Below are 18,843 nucleotides of genomic sequence, written 5' to 3' on the forward strand. Positions count from 1 at the left end.
ATGTTGCTTCCGTGGTCGGCTCGCCCGACAGTAATACCAGGGAGCAGCAATGTCTGTTCAGGCACTCGAAATCACCGACATGACCGCCGAGGAACTCCTCGCCGAGATGTCGCTGCCTGAGATCTCCGAGTACCGCGCCGAGCGCCTGCGTGAGCGCATCGTCGAGATGCACCGCCACCTCGCCATGGAGATCGCCCGCCGCTACCGCTACCGCGGCGAGCCGATGGAGGACCTCCTGCAGGCCGCGTACGTCGGTCTGATGAAGGCCATCAACGGCTTCGACCCGTCCCTGGGTCACCCCTTCCGCGGCTACGCGGTGGTCACCATGACCGGTGAGGTCAAGCGACACTTCCGCGACCGCACCTGGGCCATCCGCGTCCCCCGCGTCTTCCAGGAGCGCCGGGCCGAGCTGAACCGGCTGGTCGCCGACCTCAGCCAGGACCTCGGCCGCGCCCCCACGGTCAGCGAGCTGGCCGCCAAGATGAAGATCTCCGAAGAGGACGTCCTGCTCACCCTGGACGCCTCCGCCGCCTACAGCGCGCTCTCGCTGGACGCCCCCCTCGGCGCCGACGACGACGCCGCCGCGCTCGGTGACGTCATCCCCGACGAGGACGACGCCCTGGGCACCCTGGTGGACCGCGAGGCCGTCAAGCCGCTGATCGACAAGCTCCCGGCCCGGGAGAAGAACATCCTCCTGCTCCGCTTCTTCGGCAACATGACCCAGGCCGAGATCGCGGCCGAATTCGGGATCTCCCAGATGCACGTCTCCCGTATCCTGCGGAAGGTGCTCGATCAGCTCCGCGAGGAACTTGTCGCCGAATGCTGAATACATCGCCCGCTACAGGGCACCCCAGTCGGCGACAACGGACGTGGCGTAAGGTGCGTTTGAATGGATCCCGGATGCTGAGAACGAAGGCGGACTGGGACAGGGGAGGCGGGTCTCGGGTGAACGAGGACGGTGCTCGTCCGGCTCGCTTCATGGCGAGTGGCGACCGTTCCAGGATCCCTCCCGCCGGGGCAGCGGTGGCCGAGCTGGCCTTCTGCCTTCCCGACCTGCCCGACGTGCGCGACTTCGCCTCCGCCCAGGCGGTGCGGAGCGGAATGTCGCAGGAGAGCCTGGCCGACTTCCTGGTCGCGCTGAACGAGGTGGCCACGAACGCGGTCACCCATGGACACCCCACGGCCAAGGCCGTCCTGCGCATGTGGACGGTCGGCCGGGCCCTCGTCGTGGAGATCCACGACGAGGGCCGGTGGGACCCCGGCCCCGCGCCGGGTGAGACGCCCCCCGGGCCCCATGCCACCAGTGGCATGGGCCTGTGGGTGGCCCGGATGGTCAGCTCGGACATCAAGTTCGAGACCGGTGCCTCGGGCACCTTCATCACCATGACGTTCAAGATCTGACGACCTCCGCCGTCCCCCCGGCGGCCCGCACCACCGGTGGACACGAGGCCTCACCCGTCCGGCGCGCGCCCCGCCGGAACGAGGCACTGACATACCGAAGTACCCGAAGTACCGGCACCGACGATCGCCCGCCGACGTCCGTGGCCGATGATCCTTCCCGGCCGTGGGCATCGCCCCGTACCGGCCTCTGTGCGCCCCGTACGGCACTCTTTCTCCCCGGCATCGTCCCGGGGTCTCCGTTTCGCGTAGGGCCTCGTTCCGGCCTGCGTTTCGCGTACGGCCTTTTGGGGAGTCTCTTTCGCGTACGGCCCTGTCTCGCGCGGTGTCGCCGTGTGCGGCGCCGCCCCGTGCCGGACGACCGGCTCCGGCTCGCGCCGTCCCTGAGCGCGCCACAGGCGCCTGAAGGCCCGTGATCGAGGACGTCGCGTCCCCGTCGCATCCGCCGTGAGGCACGTCGCGGCCGGTGGTCCGCGGCGGTCGATCCTTCGTGGGCGGCGGCGCGTCACGGTTCACCAGGTGGAACGGGAGAGGACCCCGGCCATGTGGCCGGGGTCCTCTCCCGTTCGTTCTGCGGTCGTGGCCTCGGGGCCGATCCTCCTGGTGCCGGAAGGCTCAGGAGCGGCGCTCCGAGGGCTCCGGAGGCTCGCCCCGGGATCAACGCCTGCGGCGCCAGCCCCCGCCCCCGCCACCGGTGCGCGGACCGGCCGAGCCGATCCCGGCCTGGTGGAGGGAAAGGAGCAGGAGCCCGAGCAGCAGGAAGAACGACCCGCCGAGTCCGGGGATCGCGACGTTGATCAGGTCGAGCAGGAGCCCGAGACCGAAAACGATGGCAGCGGCGATCGCAAGCATGATTACCTCGTCCCAGCAGTGATGTTCAGGAGTTGTTCGAGGGTCGCCCGGTAGTCGCGCAGGGCGGTCCGGAGATCCTCGGTGTCGTTCTTCTCGATGTTCTTCCAGCGTCCCTGGAGCTCGGAGGCCCGTGCCTCCAGCGCGCTGCGGAAGGAGCTCGTCACCTCGTCGAGGAGTGAGTCGGCACGCTCCACCGCCTGCCGAGGGTCGTCGACGAAGCTGGCCTGGACCTCCTGCCAGCGTCGCCGTATCCCCTCGGAGTCCTGGTCGAACAGGATCGGGGGCCCGGCGGCCGGTGTGACGGGCCGCTCGGCGTCGGTGAAGCCCGATCCCTCGTCGAGCACGTCGTCCGGCCTGCCCGCCGTGCTGTCGGGGAAACCGGCGCTGTCCGGCACCCGGTCTTGGGCCGTGGAGCCACCGGCCGGCGTGTCCGCGCCCTGGTCCCGGGGGAGCGTACCGGCGCGCCCGTCGCCGGGGTCGTCGTCCGGTACGTCGCGCCTGCCGGCGCTCAGCGGGGCGTCGTGGTCACTGACCAGGTCGTCACCGGAGGAGGTGCGCCGGTCGTCGCGCGGCCCGTCTCCGGTCACGTCGTGCGCGTCACCGGCACGGGAGTCCTCCCGCCGGGCCACGAGGGTGTCGTCCGGAGGCGTCTCCCGGGGCCTGGAACTCGCGTTCTGGGCGTGTCCGGAGGCGGCCGGGTCGTTCTCGCCGGGCCCGCCTACCGGGCGCTCGTCGTTCTGGTCCGCCTTGTGGACGAGGCGGTCGCCGTCCGGAGCCGATCGATCGTTCATCCGGATCACCGCTCCCCGGCGTCGCGTCGGGCGGTGTGGTCGTCGTCGGAGGCGGGGACGTCCGGAGCGGTCCGCCGGGTGTCCCGGTCACCGACGGCCGGGCTGGCCGGGGCGGCGAGCAGTTCCTCGAACAGGGCGCGGTAGTGCACCATGGCCTGCCGGAGCTCCTCGGTGGAGGCCTCCTTGCGGGCCGCCCGGCTGCTGATCTCGTGAGCCTCCCGGTAGTGGTCGAGGGTACGGCCGTGCGCGACCGACAGGTCGGAGAGCCGCTGCTCGAAGTTGTCCGTGGGGTAGCCGCGCTCGGCCATCACCGAGGTCACCAGATGGTCGGCCTCGGTCACCGCGAAACCGGGTGCGTCCACGAAACGCTCCTGGACCTCCATCCACTTCTTGCTGTAGATCTCCCGCGTCCCGGCGTCCAGGGCGCGGATGTCGAGGGAGCTGAAACGCTGTTCGCGGGCGATGAGCTCCTGCTCGGCCTCACGCCTGTTCTCACGTTCCTGCACGGTACGCTCGTATTCGGGGCCGAAACGGTCGCGAAGCCGGTGTCGGCGTTGCTGCTGCACGACGAAATAGCCGACTGCGGCGATCACTACCACCGCGACCACGACGACGGCCACCCAGACCACGGTGGACATGTCTGCCTCCGGTTGTGTAGGCGCTTGTTCCGGTGCGCTGCCCCAGGTACAGGGCTCGAAACCGGCCGCCGACATTTACGGATTCCCATGCCGTGGTCTATATGTGATGTTTTCTCATATTTTGTCGGTTGTTTAATCCCGTCTCGCCCGGCGTCCTGCCATTCCGGATCCGGTGGGGGTGTTTCACCTTCGTCGCGGTGGTCCGGTCCCGCGCCTTCGTGACGTGGTCTCCGAGGGTCCGGCCTCCTCCGGGGCCGCGCCTTGTCGCCCGTACCTCTCCCCGGAGGTGGGCGCCGCCCGCGTCATCCGCCGGTGTGTCGCTCCGCGTCGCCCTCGAGAGCCCGCCGAGCCTCGCCGAGCACCCTGGCGACCAGCCAGTCCCGCGGTGAGGCGGGCACCTCGGCGAACCCCCGGCCGGGCTCGTAGGACACGTCCAGCCCGCCCTCCACCAGCCGTCCGGCCCAGCGCAGCGCGGTGTTCAGCTTCTCGGCCGGAATGGCCCGCCCCTGGGCCACGGCCGACAGGTTCCGCAGGTTCGTCGCTGGCCCGGACTGGTTGTGCGAGCGGTCCAGCTTCCACGGGATGGCCCGCGAGTGGTCGAGCATCGGCTTCGAGAGGCCGGCGGCCCGCTTCGCCTGCAAGATCCCTGACTCGCTCACCCCGAACCGAGCGGCCAGCTCCGCGTTCGACAACCCCGTCCCGGCCAGCCGCCGGAGCTCCTCGGGGTCGATCAACGCCTTACGTCCCACCTGCCCGCCACCCTTCGCGATCGCCTGCCCCCGCGGGCGTCATCGTGTGCGCAAGCCCGCTGGATCTGCGCTAAGGTTATGACGTCCCGCCCGAGAGGGCGCAGGACGACCGGGACGTAGCGCAGCTTGGTAGCGCACTTGACTGGGGGTCAAGGGGTCGCAGGTTCAAATCCTGTCGTCCCGACCAGGTTTTAGCTGGTCGGCAAGGGTGTCACCCGAAAGGGAGGCACCCTTTCTTCGTTCTGGGTGACTAACTGAGTGACTATCGCTCCGGTCACGTGAAGATCCGGTCCATCGCCTCCGCCCCGCCGAGCAGAACCGGGCGGATCTGCTTCCGGTAGACCGCCTCCGTCACGGCGGTCCCGCTGTGGCCGACGAGTCGCGCGATGTCCTCCAGGGGTACGCCGGAGTCGGACAGCAGCGAGACGAAGCTGTGCCGCATCTCCCGAGGCGTCCAGTCCTTCGCGGGCAACCCGGCGTCTTTCACGATCTTCCGGAACGCCCGCCGTACGTTGTGGGAGTCCAGGGGAGTGCCGACGAGGGAGGCGAAGACGAGATCGTTCTCCGTCCACCTCGCGCCTGCCGTCTCGCGCTCCCTGGCCTGTTGGGTCCGGTGCTCCCGGAGGGCTTCGACGCAGCGACGAGGCAGCGCGAGAGATCTCCGTGACTTCCGGGTCTTGGTGTCACCGCCCTCCCGCACGGAGCGCCACACGGCGATCCACGGGGGAGTGTCGGTGCCCGGCTTGCCGTCGAGATCCACCTCCGACCATACGAGCGCCCGCAGCTCCTCGGTCCGGGCACCGATGAGGAGGGAGAGCACGACGTAGGCGTACATCCGGGTGTCGCTCGCGGCCTTGAGGATGGCTTCCGCCTGGTCGAGGGTGAGCGCTTTGGATGGCCGCCCTTCCTTTCCCTCGGGGACCTCGCAGAGGCCCACCACGTTGCGCTTCACCTTGTCGCGGGACTGGGCGAACCTCACCGCCCGGTTCAGGCACGAGTGGAGGAGGCGGACAGTGCGGGCGCTGAGCGTCCTGGCCTTCCCCATGAGCCACCGGTCCACGTCCTCCGCGCTCAACTCCCGCAGCTTCCGGGCGCCCAGGCCGGGGATGACGTGCTTGTCGCAGAGGGTCCGGTAGTTGGCCACGGTGTTCGGGTCGCGTCCGTGTAAGCCGTAGGTGAGCCAGCCCGTCACGGCGTCGGCGACGGTGTAGTTGGCTGGACCGCTCGCCAGTCCGTCGTCGTAGTCGCGGATGATCTCTTTGAGTTTGGCCTTGGCTTCGGTCTTGGTCTTGCCGCTGGCCTTCTTGACGATGCGTTTTCCGGCCGGGGTGTAGCCGACGGTGACCGAGGCGATCCAGCGTTCGCGGGTCTCGTCCCAGTGCAGGCCGCCGTCTCCGCGGCTGCGTCGTGTGGTCATGATGCCCTCGCTTCCTGTTCGAGTAGTGCCACGTAGTCGGTGATGGCCGAGGCGGGGATGAGCCGGGTTCGGCCTTGGTGGACCGAGCGCAGGCGCCCGGATCGGATCTGTTCGTAGATCACGCTGCGGCTCATGCTGAGCAGGTACATGGCTTCGCTGACGCGATACAGCCGCCGGTCGGCGGACGGGTGGGGTGCGGTCAACCGTCCTCCCGTTTCGCCGCGATGGCGCGGGCCTGGGAGACGCGGTGCCGGATGTGTTCGGCCATGATCGCCTCACCGGGGGTGTAGCCCGTTCCGGCGAAGCGCCAGTGACCGAGCACGAGCGTCGTCTCGTCACCGAGGGCGGGTAGACCGTGCTGCTTGCGTGCTTCGGTGGCCCGGTGGGTGGAGCGCACCTGCCGTAGGTCGCCCAGGGTGGTGGAGTAGGCGCGGCTCTTGGATGAGAAGTGGCCCCGAAAGCCCAGCATGTGCGCCCATGGCCGCAGCCGCAGTGCCATGAACTCCGGGCGTGCGCCCAGTTCCCAGCAGGTGCGGATCATGCGCCGGGCGTGCTCAGTGACCGGCAGCGCGTCCAGGTGCAGGCCTGGCTTCAAGCCCGTTCCGTGGCAGCGTTCGCAGGAGGCCATCAGCCGCAGCCGCCCCCGACCGCCGCAGGCCGGACACGACAGCCGATGATCGACGGTGCCGGAGGCTTCGGCCCCCTTGGTGGCGTACTTGGCGATGTAGCCGGCCACCGCCCGCTCACTCAACCCATCGGCGCTGGCGTCGAGCAGGATCGGCCGGATGTCGAGCTGATCACCCCAGACCAGATCCCGCCGTCCGAGATCACTCGCGGGCGTGGTCACGGTGACCCGCCGCACCGCCGGCGGGATCGACCGGGTGAGCAGGTGGTGATCAGCCCAGTCCGGCGGGGGTTGGCTGCTGCCTTCGGGGCCGTCGAGGCGGATGATGGCGTGGAAGTGCACCAGGCCGCGCCGCTGATACTCCGCCACCTTGGCGAACGACACCCGGACCTGCTTGCCGAACTCCTTACGACTCAGCCCCGCCTGACTGGCCAGGGTGCGCCGTACTTCCAGGGTGAAGCGGTGCCACAGCGCGCCCGCATGAGCCTGCCACAGCACCGCGCCCACGTAGTCGTAACAGCCGCCGCAGATGGGTTGCCCGAGCCGTTCGTCTCCTTGCTCGTGGCGAGCGTGGCAGCCGACCGGATGCCCGTGCTCACAGACCTTGTCGCGGTTGCGGGGACGGCAGGCCCGCACCGTCCCGTTCTTCTCCCGCCGGGTGTGCACCGGACCGAAGGACGGAGCGGTGAGGGTGACGAACGCCCGAGGGTGCGCGCTCACCGTTTCCGGGACGCCTTTGCCGCCGGACAGGCCCGCGCGGATGAGGTGGAAGGTGTCGGCCTGGTAGACCTCCGAGCAGGCCGAGCACACCGAGGCGCGGCGGTTGCCGCAGGCCACCAGTAGATGCCCGGACGGCTCATCGGCGGTGCGGTAGGTGTGCAGGATCTCGCCGGTGTCGGTGTTGACGATGGCCGACTCTCCGGTCAGGTGGATCGGGTTGGCGCAGCCGCCGGTAGCGGTCACCATGGAGCGCCACCGGTCGTAGCCGGGTGCGTTGAGCACCTGGACCAGATCGGTCATCCACTCCGGGTGTCGTTGTGCTTGTTGGTCGTGCTCGTTCGGTTGGTTCATGGTGACCACCCCCTTTCATGCAATACTGCCTGTACTACATGTTGCCTTGCGTTGAGGGTTTCATGCAACCTGTAGTACAAGTAGTTATGGAACTTCCCGAGAAGGAGCTGCTGTGGAGACCACCGAGGACAAGGACGTCCGCTGGCGCACCATCGCCGCCGACCTGAGAACCGCGATCCTGGACGGCCGCTACCCGCCCGGCGGAGCCCTGCCGAGCGAGCCGGAACTGGTCCGCCGCTACGAGGTCTCACGCCCCACCGTCCGCAAGGCCATCGACACCCTGGTCTCCGAAGGACTCGCCTACGTCATGCGCGGACGCGGCTCCTTCGTCCGCCCCATGCCCGAGCGCCACGTCATTCTCATAAGCCACCAGATCAGACCCGACCTGGCCGCCCCCGGCAACCACCCCGATATTCAAGCCTTTGGCTGGGACCTCGCCCTACGCGACGTCGACCCCGACACCCCGCTGTTCACCGGCGAGAAAATCACCGCCAACCGGGATCTCGCGATCATCCTCGGAGTGCGAGCCGGACACCCCGTCATCCACCGCCGCAGCATGTGGCACCGAGGACACACCGCCACCATCCACGGCGCCTCAGCCCGCCTGGAGATCAACTCTTACACCAACGCCGACATGCTCCCCGACTGGGACACCCCCAAGCGCTTCGACCAGTACCGCAAGCGCCCCGGCTTCTTCTACCAATCGCTCATCCGCGAACACGGCCCGATCCGGTGGATGACCCTGACCACCTCCCGCATCGCCTACGAAGACGAACGCACCCGCCTGGGCATGGACTACGCCGAAGCGATCCTCATCATCCGCCGCACCATGGCCCACACCAACGGCCACCCCATCGAGGTCACCGAGGTCAAAGCCCCCGCCAACCGCTACGAGATCGGCTACAGCGCCGAACTCGCCGACGACACCAGCGCAGTGTTCACCCCACAAGAACTCGCCGACAACGGCATCGCCCTCATGATCTAGCGCGACATCGAGGGGATATGTTTCGGCAAGGCGCAGTTCGTTAACTCGCCTCGGTATTGTCCTCGCCCTGCTCAGCCCGGTACTCGTCCAGGAAAGCGAAGAACGCGTCCAAAGGTGTAGTGCCGGGTTCTACCTGGCGTTCGATCTCGGCGGCCCAGCCCAATGCACTCGACCGGCCGTAGCGAGCGAGCCATTCGGAGAAGGGGCCGTTCGGCCACAGGTCGAACCGTTCCTTGACGCCATGAACGTCTAGCGCGAGCTTGTATCCGATCAACATCGTTTCAAGGTCGCGCAGAGAACCGCCACGAATCCACATCCCTGGCCGACGCCGTACCTCCTCCAGGAAGCCGTACACGTCCCCCCACGCAGACGGGAACTTGGGTGTCGGCGACGATGTCCCTTCAAGCGGCATGGCTCCACACTACTGATCATTTGTAAAGCTTCAGTTGATGGTTGACGGATCAGTGTCGGCTGATGCTTTCCACCTGGCCTAGATCCTGTAGTCGATGTGGCCGCTTGCTCGCAGCCGGTTGACCTCCTTGATGACGGTTCGCGGATGCTCCGACAGCTCCTCGCCTTCGAACAGCACCCGAAATCGGGTCTGTTCAAGGACGACGGTGACGACCTTGCCGCGGTGGACCTGACCCACCTGGACCTTGCAGCCGGCGACCATGAGGGTGCCGTTGCCCGACACCACCCGCTCCACCGTCGGGAACAGGCCAACGGCGGCGGCGTTGGGGCTGTGGGCCAAGCGGGCGCCATGCAACCGGCCTCGCTGCGAGGGCGTCAACGGGCTCGGCCTGGTGCGCACCAGCACCCCTCCGGCGATCACCCGGACCGTTTGCGCGTCGATCCGCAGCGTGACCCGCTGACCGGCCAGCGGGACCCCGACGCTGAGCAGTTTGCCCGCCAGGCCCACGCACCCGGCGTTGTTGACCATCCGGTCGACCTCCACCACCGCATCGGCCGCCAACGGCCCCGTCGGCAGCGCGGTCGCCGGCGACGGACGGCCCGGCCTGCCTCCACCGGCCATCAACCGGCCCAGGTCGGCACCGGTCAACGTCACTGGATGCGTCTTGAGCAGTTCCTCGCCGATGAAGACGTGCATGGTCGTGGCGCTGGCCCAGACGGTGACGGTCTGCCCGGCTCGCGCCGGCCCCAGCCAGACCTGACGCCCGCACGCGGTCAGGTTCCCACTCGGCGGCACCACACGGTCGACCTCCACGGCCACCGGCACCGCCTCGGCGACGACGACACTCGACGTCTCAGACGTCGACGCAGCTCGGCTCGGCAGCGCGGTCAGCTCCGCCGGAAGCCGCAACGGCAACTCTTGTGCACCCTCAGCCAGGACCTGTGCAGCGCGGGCAAACCGGCTGGCCGGAGTCGCCATGTCCAGCGCTTGATGCGGCCGGATGGTGTTGTAATCGACCACCCACGCATCCAAGGCGTCCTGAGCGGCTTGGGTGCTGGCGAACGGCTTATGGGCGGCCAAGAACTCCTCGCGCACCGTCTTGTGCCAGCGCTCGATCTTCCCCGTCGTGGTCGGTGAGCGCACCTGAGTGTTGCGCGCGCTGATGCCGTTCTCCCGGCAGATCCGCTCGAACAACACCTCGGTGGCCCGCGGCTTGGTGAACCGCCCGGTGAACTGCTTGCCGTTATCGGTCAGCACCTCCTGCGGCACCCCGAAGGTGCGCATCGCGTTCGCGAACGCCGCACACACCGCACGCCCCGACGCTCGCACCACCAGCTGCGCGATCACGACGAACCGGGAGTGATCATCGATCCCGGTGATCAGCTTGCACTCCCGGCCATCGGCCAGCATCACCCCGCCCATCACGTCCAGCTGCCACAACTCCATCGGCGCTTCACGCTCCCAGCGCACATACGACGACCTGGGACGGCGCCGCTGCCCCGGGACGATCAGCGTGTTGCGCACCAGGATTCGATAGACCGTGGCCAGCGACGGCACCGGCGTCACATCCCGACGCGCCAGCTCATAGGCCAACCGCTGCGGGCCCCACCGCGGATGGGAGCGGCGCAACTCACACACCAGCGCCTCCACCGAGGCAGCCGTCTGATGCGGGCACTCCTGGGGCCGATGCGAGCGATCAGCCAGCCCCGCCAGGCCGCCGGCTCGATAGCGGCGCACCCAGGCGTGCACCGATTGCCGCGAGACCCCATAGCGCTGCGCGACCTCGGTCACCGGACAGCCCGCCTCTACTTCCAACACAGCGCGATACCGCTGCTCCATGACGCTCAACTCCACCAGCGCCAACCCGGGCCTCCCCACGCGATCGTCACCGATCACCAGGAAGGCAGGTCAGCCGAAGGGGTGTAAAGCATCAACCGAAGCCGCACTGTCAAGCATCAGCCGAAGTAGGACACACACTACTGATCATTAGTGGCTCAGAGTTTCTTTACTGGTTCAAGGCGCCAGCGCTCCGCGCCGCCGCACGGCGCGGCACGGCCGCCCGCGCCGGACGGACATCGGGACCGGGCATGCGGCCTGGAGGCCGGTCCCGTCCCGCGCCCGCCCGGCGCGAACGGCCGGACCCCGCCGCCCGCCGCACCGAGCACCCGCCGCACCGAACGCACCCGCCGCCTCTGGTACGCGCTGCCGCCTGCCGCTCCGACCGCCGGCCCAACCGCTTCGCGGCCCCTACGGGGTGCCATTCGGCATTGCGCCGGCCGTCTCCACTCGGTGATCATCGACAACGCCTCTATGGCGAGGAGCAAGGACTCTGCCGCCCTGCTTCCGGTGCTCGCGCCTGGCGGCACTGCGCTCCGGGTCAGGTTGCCACCGAATGACACGGCCACCTGAGTGCGATTCCTCCTGGCCGGATACAGCGACGTGGTTGTAGGAAGGCCGCGTGCCGTACCCGGCCAGTGCTCATGAGGTGCCGCCGGTTTCCGGAGGCTGCTTCCTGCGGCTGCCCGGGGAACGGTGGTGAAGCTGAAGGCGCGTCATCGCGGCGTCGACCAGGCGGCCGAGGTTGCCCAGCTCGTACAGCATCCGGTGGCGTTCGGCGTCCTCCCACGCCTTGATGGCCATCCCGATGTCACCCGATTTACCGGTCGTGATGACGACCTCTTGGCCGTTCACTCGCTTCGTGGCCGCATCGCCCAGGATGATCCAGCCGTGCACGGTCATGACTTCCGAGCAGCCATGATCAGGGCGACCACCTGTTCGGGATGCTCTCTCTTCACCGCCTGGAGAGTGGAACTGTCGCGCAGGGAGAGGATGTAGCTGCCCGAGCGCGGCCCCATGGTCACCGTGGCCATGCGCCAGCCTTGTGGACCCTTCACGGTCAGCTCCGGCGGGTGTCGCTCCATCCACGACCGAAGCGAGGGCTGATCGGGCCAGGGTGCCGCCCTGTTGGCGAACAGCCCCAGGCTGATCGTGTGATGACGGTGAGCACGGATTCCCCACTTTGCGAGAAGTCGCTGAACCACGGCCAGTGCCCTGTCATGGCTCTCCACCATCGCCTCATCAACGGCGGGTGGGACGGCTCTACAGTTGTCCATGGGTCGCACCTCCAGTGTGCGATCAAGGAACCCGTACGGCGTGTCCGCGCCTGCGGGTTCCGCTTTTTCACGGTCCTCCCATGACATCGCCCGTACACGTGCTCGCACAGGAGGCGATAGGGGAGACTGGGGGAGACGGCAGGTCTCCCATGTCTCCCCCAAGGCGCGGTGATGGACGAGATTCCGGGTTGGGCACTGAGGTTGCGCGCCGAGCGACGCGAGCGGCTGTGGTCGCAACGACAGATGGCACGAGCACTCACCGAAGCAGCCGACGAGAGCACCCGCGCTCACCTGCCGACCCGCGAATCCCTGATCCGCATGATCAAGGACTGGGAGAAGGGCAGGCACCAGCCCAAAGACCCCTACCGGGTGCTGTACTGCCGGGCGTTCGATCTCCCCGAGGCCGAGCTGTTCGACCTGGCGAACAAGGCGGTCCGGAAGTCACCGGCTCAGGTGCTCGCCACGCTCATGCCCGAAGGCGATCCGCTGTCCCGCCTTCCCGCCGGAACCGGGCGAAGGGTCGGGATGGGGACCGTACGAGATCTGGCGGCACGGGTTCACGGCCTGCGACTCGCCGATGACGTCATCGCCGGAAGCGACCTGATCAGGCCCGCCTTCCGCGAGCTTGACGCGGCGGTACGTCTCTACCGGGGCAGTACTCACGCCGAGGAAGCGGGCCGGGAACTGCTGGTCAACATCGGCGAACTGGCACAAATCGCCGGATGGATCGCCAGCGACGCGGGCCGGCATGACCAAGCCGCCAAGACCTACCAACTGGGCATCAGCGCCGCCCGCGAAGCCGGAGACAGCTCCCTGGAGGCCAATCTCATCGGCTCTTTGGCCTACCAGATCGCCAATATCGGCGACGCCCAGGAAAGCGTGGCGCTCACACGCGCCGCACTGGATGTGGCCGGACAGCACGCCTCACCGCGTATTCGCGCGTTGACGTGGGACCGCCTCGCATGGGCACACGCCCGCGCCGGAGAGGCCCAGCCCGCCATCAGGGCACTGGGCGAGGCGAGCGCAGCCCTGGCGAGTACGGCAGGAGCCGAAGAGCCGTCGTACCTGTATTGGGTCAGCCCCGACGAACTCCAGATCATGGAGGCCCGCGCCTATACCGAGCTGCGCCGTCCCCTGCGTGCGGTTCCTCTGCTCACCGAGGTTCTGACGCGCTACGACGCCACCCACGTCCGGGAACTCGCGCTGTACCTGTCGTGGCTCTCCGTCGCTCTCGCCGACGCCAACGAGCCGGAGGAGGCGGCGCGTACGGCGTCGCGGATGCTGGACATGTCCGCCGACCTCACCAGCGACCGCACCACCCAGCGCGCCCGCGTGGTCCTGGCACGGCTCAAGCCCTACGCCGACGTTCCCGAGGTACGAGAGCTGCTGACTCGCCATCCCATGAGTGCCTGAGTGGGCTGGGTGTTCTCTCAAGTCTCGCTCGGGCCGAGGTCACCACATCGGGGTGAGTGTCTTCCGCGAGAACTTGTAAAACGGTATCGGGCGTCGTGGGCCATGCAGCCAGACACCGCCGCACGTTGACCGATCGGTCGTGGGCAAGGCGCTGCAATTCATCGTGCGGAAGCTTTTCTGACGTTATTGCGGATATGCGAACGATTGCGGATTTGTCATCTGAGAGAAGGCGGTGTTGGTTCGTTGTGGTGATCGGATTCTGAGTCACACCGACACGAACCTTGGGGTCGGCGTCGGTTATCAGGGCAGCGAGGATGTCCGGGGCGTCGGTGTGAGCCCCCAGGCGCGCTCGGACGTTGGGAGAGGGGTCCGCGGCGAGTGCCGAGTTCGTCTCCCCGTCCAGCCCGCTTTTCTGGGCGAGCAGCTCGCGCAGAACCTCATCCGAGGACCGGCAGATGATGCGGCGGAGCTCGACGTCAACATCCGGATGGTCCGGCACTGACCATCGGACCGACCAATGGGGATCTTCGACCAGGGCGATCAGGACATCGGATGGACAGGAGGGATTCTCTACAAGACTTTGGCGGGTCTTCAAATCCGGGTCCTGGACGAGTGCACGCAAGACGTTGCTCGGCGCGTCGGTCCGAGCCGCCAGGGCACGCCTGACCGTACGGGAGGGGTCTGTTGCCATGGCTTCGAGGATCTCTGGGGGTGTGGTGGGATCACTTGCCACGGCCAACCGGATCTGAACCTTCTTGTGATGTGCGCGTACGTCCAGATCGGCCTTACTCATGCCGCCATCCGTTCCCGAAGCGCCTGGTTGCTGCATCCGTCAGTCCTTCCTCCGCCATGTGAGTGGCATGATCGCAGCAAGCACTGACAAGTGGAGCTTGGGTACAAATCAATGAGAAAACGCCGGACGGCGCCGGTGAGGACGCTTGCTCGCAGCCGCTACTTTCCGGGTGACTAACTGAGTGACAACGACCATGGATCGGGCCGGACGCCGACAGACAGCCAGAGACGGTAATTGCAGGTCAGAGCCGATATCAATCCTGGTCAGGGAACCGCTCGGGTTGCCTGGGGGTCAAGGGGTCGCAGGTTCAAATCCTGTCGTCCCGACGGTCGAGCAGCAGGTCAGGGCCTCGTATCACTTCGGTGAGACGGGGCCTTTCTGCTGTCCGTCCCACAATTTCTCACCTTCGCTCTTCGATCACCCGAACAGCTCGTCGAGCTGCTTCGTGGCCGCCCGCAGATGACTCGGGCCCGGGTGGATGCACCCGCTCGGCCGACGTGCCGCCGTCCGCGTGTCCGGCCCAGGCCGTGAGGATCACGTCCGGCACTCCGGCGCCGGTCGGGAAGGTCGGACAGGAGTGACGGCGGTCGGCCGGGGTTCGGGTGTCCTTCCCGCGACCGGCGCGAAGGAAGGCGACAGCACCAGGGGCGGCGTCGAGGTCTTCGTCGACGCCTGGTGAAAGGCGCCCAAGACGACTCCGAGGCGACATCGATCTCCTTCATCGGCGAGGACACGGTCGCTGAGGTCTGGACTGAAGCCGGCCCACATCGCTCGCCACCGCCCGGCCCGCGTGCTGCGCGAGCCCGAGCCGAGGCCGAGTGAAATTGTCAACGGCCAAGTGCATCCTCCAGCTGGTCACCTCTGAGGACTTTTACGTGGTCACGGACAGGAGTCGGTGCTTAACGTTCTGCTCAAGTAACTTCAACCGCAAGGAGTGGCATGAAATTACTCGCAGCCATCGCCGTCACGATGGTGCTCGGCTCCTCTCCTGCCGCGGCCGAACCCGAGGAGAGCGACAGGGAGATCCCTCTGGCGCACATCGAATACACCACCGGTCTCACCGTGAGCTTCTCCGACAGCCAGCCCTCCAACGAAGTGGGGATGTCCCAGCTCGGGATCATCGGCGGCGCGCCGCTCATCGACTGGGAGCGGAGCAACAGTTACCTGCAGACCTACCTGGAGATCACCCCGCCCGATGTGCCGGTGCCCCAGCGCCTCGTCGACGACCACGGCACCGACCTCCCCGCCGAGCTGCGGGGGCGACGGATCACCAGCGAGCCGGTCACCGTACGTGGCCTGACCGCTCCGGCCGACGCCGTGCTCTCCGCCTCGTGCACCGCCGAACACTGGGGCTGGCACCAGTGGCACGACAACGCCCAGGCCGGCCTGGCTCCCAAGTCGTACACCACCCATGACTTCGGCGGTTTCAAGGAGCGTCGCGCGGAGAGCTTCATCTTCAACTGCCTGCCGCTGGGCTCGCCGAGTCATCTGTGGGCCCGGCACCGGCTGTACTACTGGAACGGCACCAGTTGGTGGAAGCATGCGGAGGTGAAGGTCGCCCCTGGGCTTCAGTCGGAAAAGGTCAAGGGCAGCCTTATCAAGCGCCACCGCAGGGTCACGTATGACGACGGCTGGGGATCCAGCCCTAACTGCCTCATGGGGACGTGCAAGTACACCCGTGAGGGACGTTTCACCAGCTGACGGGTGAGTGCGGGAGCTGCGAACCACCTGCACGCCGCCGGTCTGTACCGGGTCGCCCCTGACATGGTGGTGCTCGCCGTCTCCGCTGGGGGAGACCTGGCGGCGGCCCGGTGGGCGACCATGGACCGGGCGTCCGGATGCCGGTCATCGCCGACCCGGCTTCGCCGGCCGACCTCCCGGCCGAGGCGCCGACGCCGGTCATCGCCGCTCTGGCCGCGGCCGGGCCGCTGATGGAGCAGCCCGACCTCGTCGAGCACAGCACCGAACGCCCGGACACGTCAGTGCGCCGCGCCTACGGCAGGGCAGGGCAGGAAACCCCGAGGTGACGGTGGTGGATTTGCGTCATCGGTACATGCCGACCGACCGGGAAGCAGGACGACGAGGCTCCGGGGCGCCGATACCGGCACGGTGGGTCGTGTCGAGGCACTGGAGGAATCAGGCACACGAACCGGACCGGTCACTGCACCGGCAGACCTGGATCCCCCGTACGTGAAAGGTCCGGATCGGGCACCGCTGCCGGTGACCGAGAAGGTCAACGTGTGGCGGCGACAGCCGTCCCCGGCTGGGTGAAGTGCTCGCCCGAAACGATAAGCCGTGTCTGCCTGCGGTCGATCACCGTCTCGGGTGAGCGAAGTAGCGGAATCGGTGGACGCCCCTGCCCTTCGGGGTGGGGGCGTCACCGTGTCCTGGCGCTCCAACAGAACGACGTTCATCGGCCAACCAGCCGCCGTCCTCGGCCGTCCCCACCTACCCGCCCACCACAGCCAGGAGCACCCCTGCATGAGGATCACCAGTCTTGCCGTCACCGCCGCGCTCATCGCCGCCCTCGCCGGATGCGGTGCGGGCGCCGACACTGCGGTGCCCGCCGTGACCGTCACCGCGCCAGCACCGACGGAGAAGACCCCCGAACCGGTCGAGGAGGACGACAAGGAGTCCGCGCCAACTGAGGAGCAGGAGGAGGCGGCAGAGAAGAAGACGCTGCCGGACGTTGTCGGCATGAACCTACAGGAGGGGCAGGACACCATGCAGGCCGCCGGGTTCCTCCTCCTGAACGACAAGGACGCCACTGGGCAGAACCGGCTCCAGGTGTACGACCGCAACTGGGTGATCACGAAGCAGTCGCCTGCCGCTGGGCGGAAGGTGCCGGTCGACACGCTGGTCACCCTGTACGCGAAGAAGAGCGGCGAGTAGGGGAAGATCTCGCTGCGCCCCTGCCCCTTCCGGGTGGGGGCGTTGCTGTGTGCAAGACCGATTCGCGTTCTGCCAACCAGCCGCCCCCTGCCAGCGCCTTACAGTGTGAAGCCCGTCGGCGTGCGGCTGGCCGGGCTGGCGTCTCCTCCTCCGGGTGGCCGCTTCCAGCGGAGAGCGGCCACCCGGAACCGCCTGCGGACGATCAGCGGTTGGGGTGAGCATGGGCGGTATGGATCCTGAGCTGAACGCCGCGGTCAGAGCCCTAGCCAGTCTCGACGCCGACGCCGACGCGGCCCGAGCGCGACTGGCGTGGGCGGCAGATGACACCTGAAAGGGTCCGATCATCATGAACCCGGAAAGGGAGGCAGAGTTTTTGATCTCGGTGGGGGACTCCCGCTGTGCTCCGGCATGGGGGGTTCTTCTGCGACTCCGCCGAATCCAGCCGGACCCTTGTGGCCTTTACGGCACCGGTCGTTCGCGGCTCACCGCCCTCCTCAGAGACCTGCCGGATGCGTGGACAGCCAGGTACGGTGTCGGTCCCTGAGGGCATCACGTTCGGCCCGCGTGGGCAGGATCACGTCGGCGCCGCCGTCGTAGGGGTGATACAGCCAGCGGAGATCCGCAGGACCGAGGAGCACGTTGCCGATCTCGTCGTCTGCGACCGCTCGAAGCACGGCGTCGACGATGCCGGGCCGCCACGGTCGTGCCTCGGCGTAGAGCTGCGTCCAGGTACGGAACTCGGGCTCCTCGTCGGGCTCTTCGATGAGGGTCTGCCAGTGTTGTGCCGCCGGTGCCACCTCCGATCGTCTCGGCCACCGCTGAGGGGTGAGTGCTGGACTGTCCGTCCATTCGGTCGTGATGACCAGAAGATCCGAGCCTGGATTGAGTTCGGACAGCACGGTGTGGTGGCGATCGAGTACGACGGCGTACTCCGCCTCATCGTCCGGGTGGCGCTTCGACTCCGGCAAGCTGTGAAACCTGATCCAGCGATCCGGATAGTGGCCGCGCAGCCGATGGGCGACCGGCGGGCACTCGGGCCACTGCTGCTCCCAAAGGCGGCTCAGTGCTCGTGGATCTAGGGTCACCGTGCCGTTCTATCCGGTGGTCCGGTGGGCGGCCAAACGATTTTAACGAGAGCACTGACGGACCGATGAACGATCGTCCTCGACGAACACGTATCGACCGAGGCCCGGTCGTGCGGTCGCATGTCCGGACCCCCGTCGGCTCAGCGGGAGTTCGATCGGTTCGGCCCGGAGGCGCGGAAGCTGCTCGACCCGGTGGCCGGGAACGCGCAGAAGCCCTCGCCGTCCAAGACGAAGAGGCCTCCCAACGCACTCCCGACCGGATTCGAACCGGCGCCCGCCACCTCGAGAGGCGTGTGTCCTCGGCCGCTGGACGACGAGAGCGGTGCAGGAGGACGGAGTCGAACCGCCACAGCCGAAGCGTCCGGGTTACAACCGAGTGAGCTCGCCACGTGCTCAGCCCCTGCGTGCCGAGACGAGACTACCGAGCGGGCCCCGGCGGTCTCATCCCGTTTTCACGCGTCTCCTCGCTCCCGGAACGTGGCGGGAGCAGGGAGATCACCGCGTGAGCCGGACGAGACGACGCACACGGCGTCGCGGACACCGGACATCTCCGCCGACCGCACCGTCCGGCGTGCCCGCGTGGCCCAGGCGCGGCTCACGCCCTACGCC

General features: G+C 67.8%; 20 protein-coding genes and 2 tRNA genes. 8 read left to right on the top strand and 14 right to left on the bottom strand.

The genetic code is table 11. The features are described from left to right. Positions 1–49 precede the first annotated feature (49 nt). Positions 50–826 carry a SigB/SigF/SigG family RNA polymerase sigma factor gene (locus ACZ6RT_RS33135; protein WP_344903930.1) on the top strand — a complete coding sequence of 259 codons (777 nt, stop codon included), beginning with the start codon at positions 50–52 and terminating at the stop codon, positions 824–826. Positions 827–900: 74 nt separating this feature from the next. Then, positions 901–1,401: an ATP-binding protein gene (locus ACZ6RT_RS33140; protein ID WP_399197297.1), complete on the top strand. Its 501-nt coding sequence runs from the start codon at positions 901–903 to the stop codon at positions 1,399–1,401. 654 nt (positions 1,402–2,055) lie between these two features. Here ACZ6RT_RS33140 and ACZ6RT_RS33145 read toward each other — a convergent pair. The 4 genes from ACZ6RT_RS33145 to ACZ6RT_RS33160 form a co-directional block, all read right to left on the bottom strand. Beyond that, complete coding sequence (locus ACZ6RT_RS33145; RefSeq protein ID WP_344903924.1) at positions 2,056–2,250, bottom strand: hypothetical protein; 195 nt, start codon at positions 2,248–2,250, stop codon at positions 2,056–2,058. Positions 2,251–2,252: 2 nt separating this feature from the next. Continuing rightward, positions 2,253–3,041: a hypothetical protein gene (locus ACZ6RT_RS33150; protein ID WP_470157811.1), complete on the bottom strand. Its 789-nt coding sequence runs from the start codon at positions 3,039–3,041 to the stop codon at positions 2,253–2,255. A gap of 5 nt (positions 3,042–3,046) precedes the next feature. Further along, positions 3,047–3,679, bottom strand: coding sequence for a hypothetical protein (locus ACZ6RT_RS33155; protein ID WP_399197299.1), 633 nt, complete (start codon positions 3,677–3,679; stop codon positions 3,047–3,049). A gap of 302 nt (positions 3,680–3,981) precedes the next feature. After that, complete coding sequence (locus ACZ6RT_RS33160) at positions 3,982–4,428, bottom strand: hypothetical protein (protein ID WP_399197300.1); 447 nt, start codon at positions 4,426–4,428, stop codon at positions 3,982–3,984. Positions 4,429–4,538: 110 nt separating this feature from the next. Between ACZ6RT_RS33160 and ACZ6RT_RS33165 the strand changes: the two genes are divergently transcribed. Further along, positions 4,539–4,615 (top strand) — tRNA-Pro (locus tag ACZ6RT_RS33165). Positions 4,616–4,702: 87 nt separating this feature from the next. Here ACZ6RT_RS33165 and ACZ6RT_RS33170 read toward each other — a convergent pair. Genes ACZ6RT_RS33170 through ACZ6RT_RS33180 form a run of 3 tightly spaced genes read right to left on the bottom strand, consistent with a single transcriptional unit; the run spans position 4,703 to position 7,541 of the window. Further along, positions 4,703–5,845 carry a site-specific integrase gene (locus tag ACZ6RT_RS33170; RefSeq protein ID WP_470157814.1) on the bottom strand — a complete coding sequence of 381 codons (1,143 nt, stop codon included), beginning with the start codon at positions 5,843–5,845 and terminating at the stop codon, positions 4,703–4,705. Next, a complete protein-coding gene (locus ACZ6RT_RS33175) occupies positions 5,842–6,048 on the bottom strand; it encodes a helix-turn-helix domain-containing protein (protein WP_470157816.1) in 207 nt (68 codons plus the stop codon). The genes ACZ6RT_RS33170 and ACZ6RT_RS33175 overlap by 4 nt, the downstream gene beginning before the upstream one ends. After that, on the bottom strand, positions 6,045–7,541 hold the full coding sequence (locus ACZ6RT_RS33180) for a replication initiator (protein WP_470157818.1): 1,497 nt from the start codon (positions 7,539–7,541) through the stop codon (positions 6,045–6,047). Before ACZ6RT_RS33180 ends, ACZ6RT_RS33175 begins: the two co-directional genes overlap by 4 nt. Positions 7,542–7,653: 112 nt before the next feature. Here ACZ6RT_RS33180 and ACZ6RT_RS33185 point away from each other — a divergent pair, with 112 nt between their 5' ends. Beyond that, positions 7,654–8,526 carry a GntR family transcriptional regulator gene (locus ACZ6RT_RS33185; protein ID WP_470157820.1) on the top strand — a complete coding sequence of 291 codons (873 nt, stop codon included), beginning with the start codon at positions 7,654–7,656 and terminating at the stop codon, positions 8,524–8,526. Positions 8,527–8,566: 40 nt separating this feature from the next. On the opposite strand, the gene ACZ6RT_RS33190 is transcribed toward ACZ6RT_RS33185, so the two are convergent. From ACZ6RT_RS33190 to ACZ6RT_RS33205, 4 genes are all read right to left on the bottom strand, one after another. Continuing rightward, entirely contained in the window at positions 8,567–8,803 is a 237-nt protein-coding gene (locus ACZ6RT_RS33190; RefSeq protein ID WP_470157821.1) for a hypothetical protein, read from the bottom strand. Positions 8,804–9,016: 213 nt separating this feature from the next. Continuing rightward, entirely contained in the window at positions 9,017–10,786 is a 1,770-nt protein-coding gene (locus tag ACZ6RT_RS33195; protein WP_470157857.1) for an IS481 family transposase, read from the bottom strand. Positions 10,787–11,416: 630 nt separating this feature from the next. Continuing rightward, entirely contained in the window at positions 11,417–11,677 is a 261-nt protein-coding gene (locus ACZ6RT_RS33200) for a hypothetical protein (protein ID WP_470157823.1), read from the bottom strand. Next, the gene (locus tag ACZ6RT_RS33205) at positions 11,674–12,051 is read right to left on the bottom strand and encodes a hypothetical protein (RefSeq protein ID WP_470157825.1); all 378 of its coding nucleotides are present in this window, start codon (positions 12,049–12,051) and stop codon (positions 11,674–11,676) included. Before ACZ6RT_RS33205 ends, ACZ6RT_RS33200 begins: the two co-directional genes overlap by 4 nt. Positions 12,052–12,222: 171 nt before the next feature. Here ACZ6RT_RS33205 and ACZ6RT_RS33210 point away from each other — a divergent pair, with 171 nt between their 5' ends. Next, positions 12,223–13,464: a transcriptional regulator gene (locus ACZ6RT_RS33210; RefSeq protein ID WP_470157827.1), complete on the top strand. Its 1,242-nt coding sequence runs from the start codon at positions 12,223–12,225 to the stop codon at positions 13,462–13,464. Here the strand turns inward: ACZ6RT_RS33210 and ACZ6RT_RS33215 are convergent. Continuing rightward, the gene (locus tag ACZ6RT_RS33215) at positions 13,400–14,257 is read right to left on the bottom strand and encodes a hypothetical protein (RefSeq protein WP_470157829.1); all 858 of its coding nucleotides are present in this window, start codon (positions 14,255–14,257) and stop codon (positions 13,400–13,402) included. The two genes, ACZ6RT_RS33210 and ACZ6RT_RS33215, sit on opposite strands and share 65 nt — an antisense overlap. Before the next feature lie 939 nt (positions 14,258–15,196). Here ACZ6RT_RS33215 and ACZ6RT_RS33220 point away from each other — a divergent pair. The 3 genes from ACZ6RT_RS33220 (at position 15,197) to ACZ6RT_RS33230 (ending at position 17,149) form a co-directional block, all read left to right on the top strand. Then, positions 15,197–15,958, top strand: coding sequence for a hypothetical protein (locus ACZ6RT_RS33220; protein WP_470157831.1), 762 nt, complete (start codon positions 15,197–15,199; stop codon positions 15,956–15,958). A gap of 137 nt (positions 15,959–16,095) precedes the next feature. Beyond that, positions 16,096–16,284 carry a hypothetical protein gene (locus tag ACZ6RT_RS33225; protein ID WP_470157833.1) on the top strand — a complete coding sequence of 63 codons (189 nt, stop codon included), beginning with the start codon at positions 16,096–16,098 and terminating at the stop codon, positions 16,282–16,284. Between the two features lie 454 nt (positions 16,285–16,738). Next, the gene (locus ACZ6RT_RS33230) at positions 16,739–17,149 is read left to right on the top strand and encodes a PASTA domain-containing protein (RefSeq protein WP_399196864.1); all 411 of its coding nucleotides are present in this window, start codon (positions 16,739–16,741) and stop codon (positions 17,147–17,149) included. Between the two features lie 494 nt (positions 17,150–17,643). Here the strand turns inward: ACZ6RT_RS33230 and ACZ6RT_RS33235 are convergent, their stop codons facing one another. Beyond that, the gene (locus ACZ6RT_RS33235; RefSeq protein ID WP_470157835.1) at positions 17,644–18,234 is read right to left on the bottom strand and encodes a DUF3885 domain-containing protein; all 591 of its coding nucleotides are present in this window, start codon (positions 18,232–18,234) and stop codon (positions 17,644–17,646) included. A 323-nt stretch (positions 18,235–18,557) separates the two neighbouring features. Further along, positions 18,558–18,638: transfer RNA gene (locus ACZ6RT_RS33240), tRNA-Tyr, on the bottom strand. Positions 18,639–18,843: the final 205 nt, after the last annotated feature.

This window comes from Streptosporangium sp. NPDC050148, from assembly GCF_055586505.1.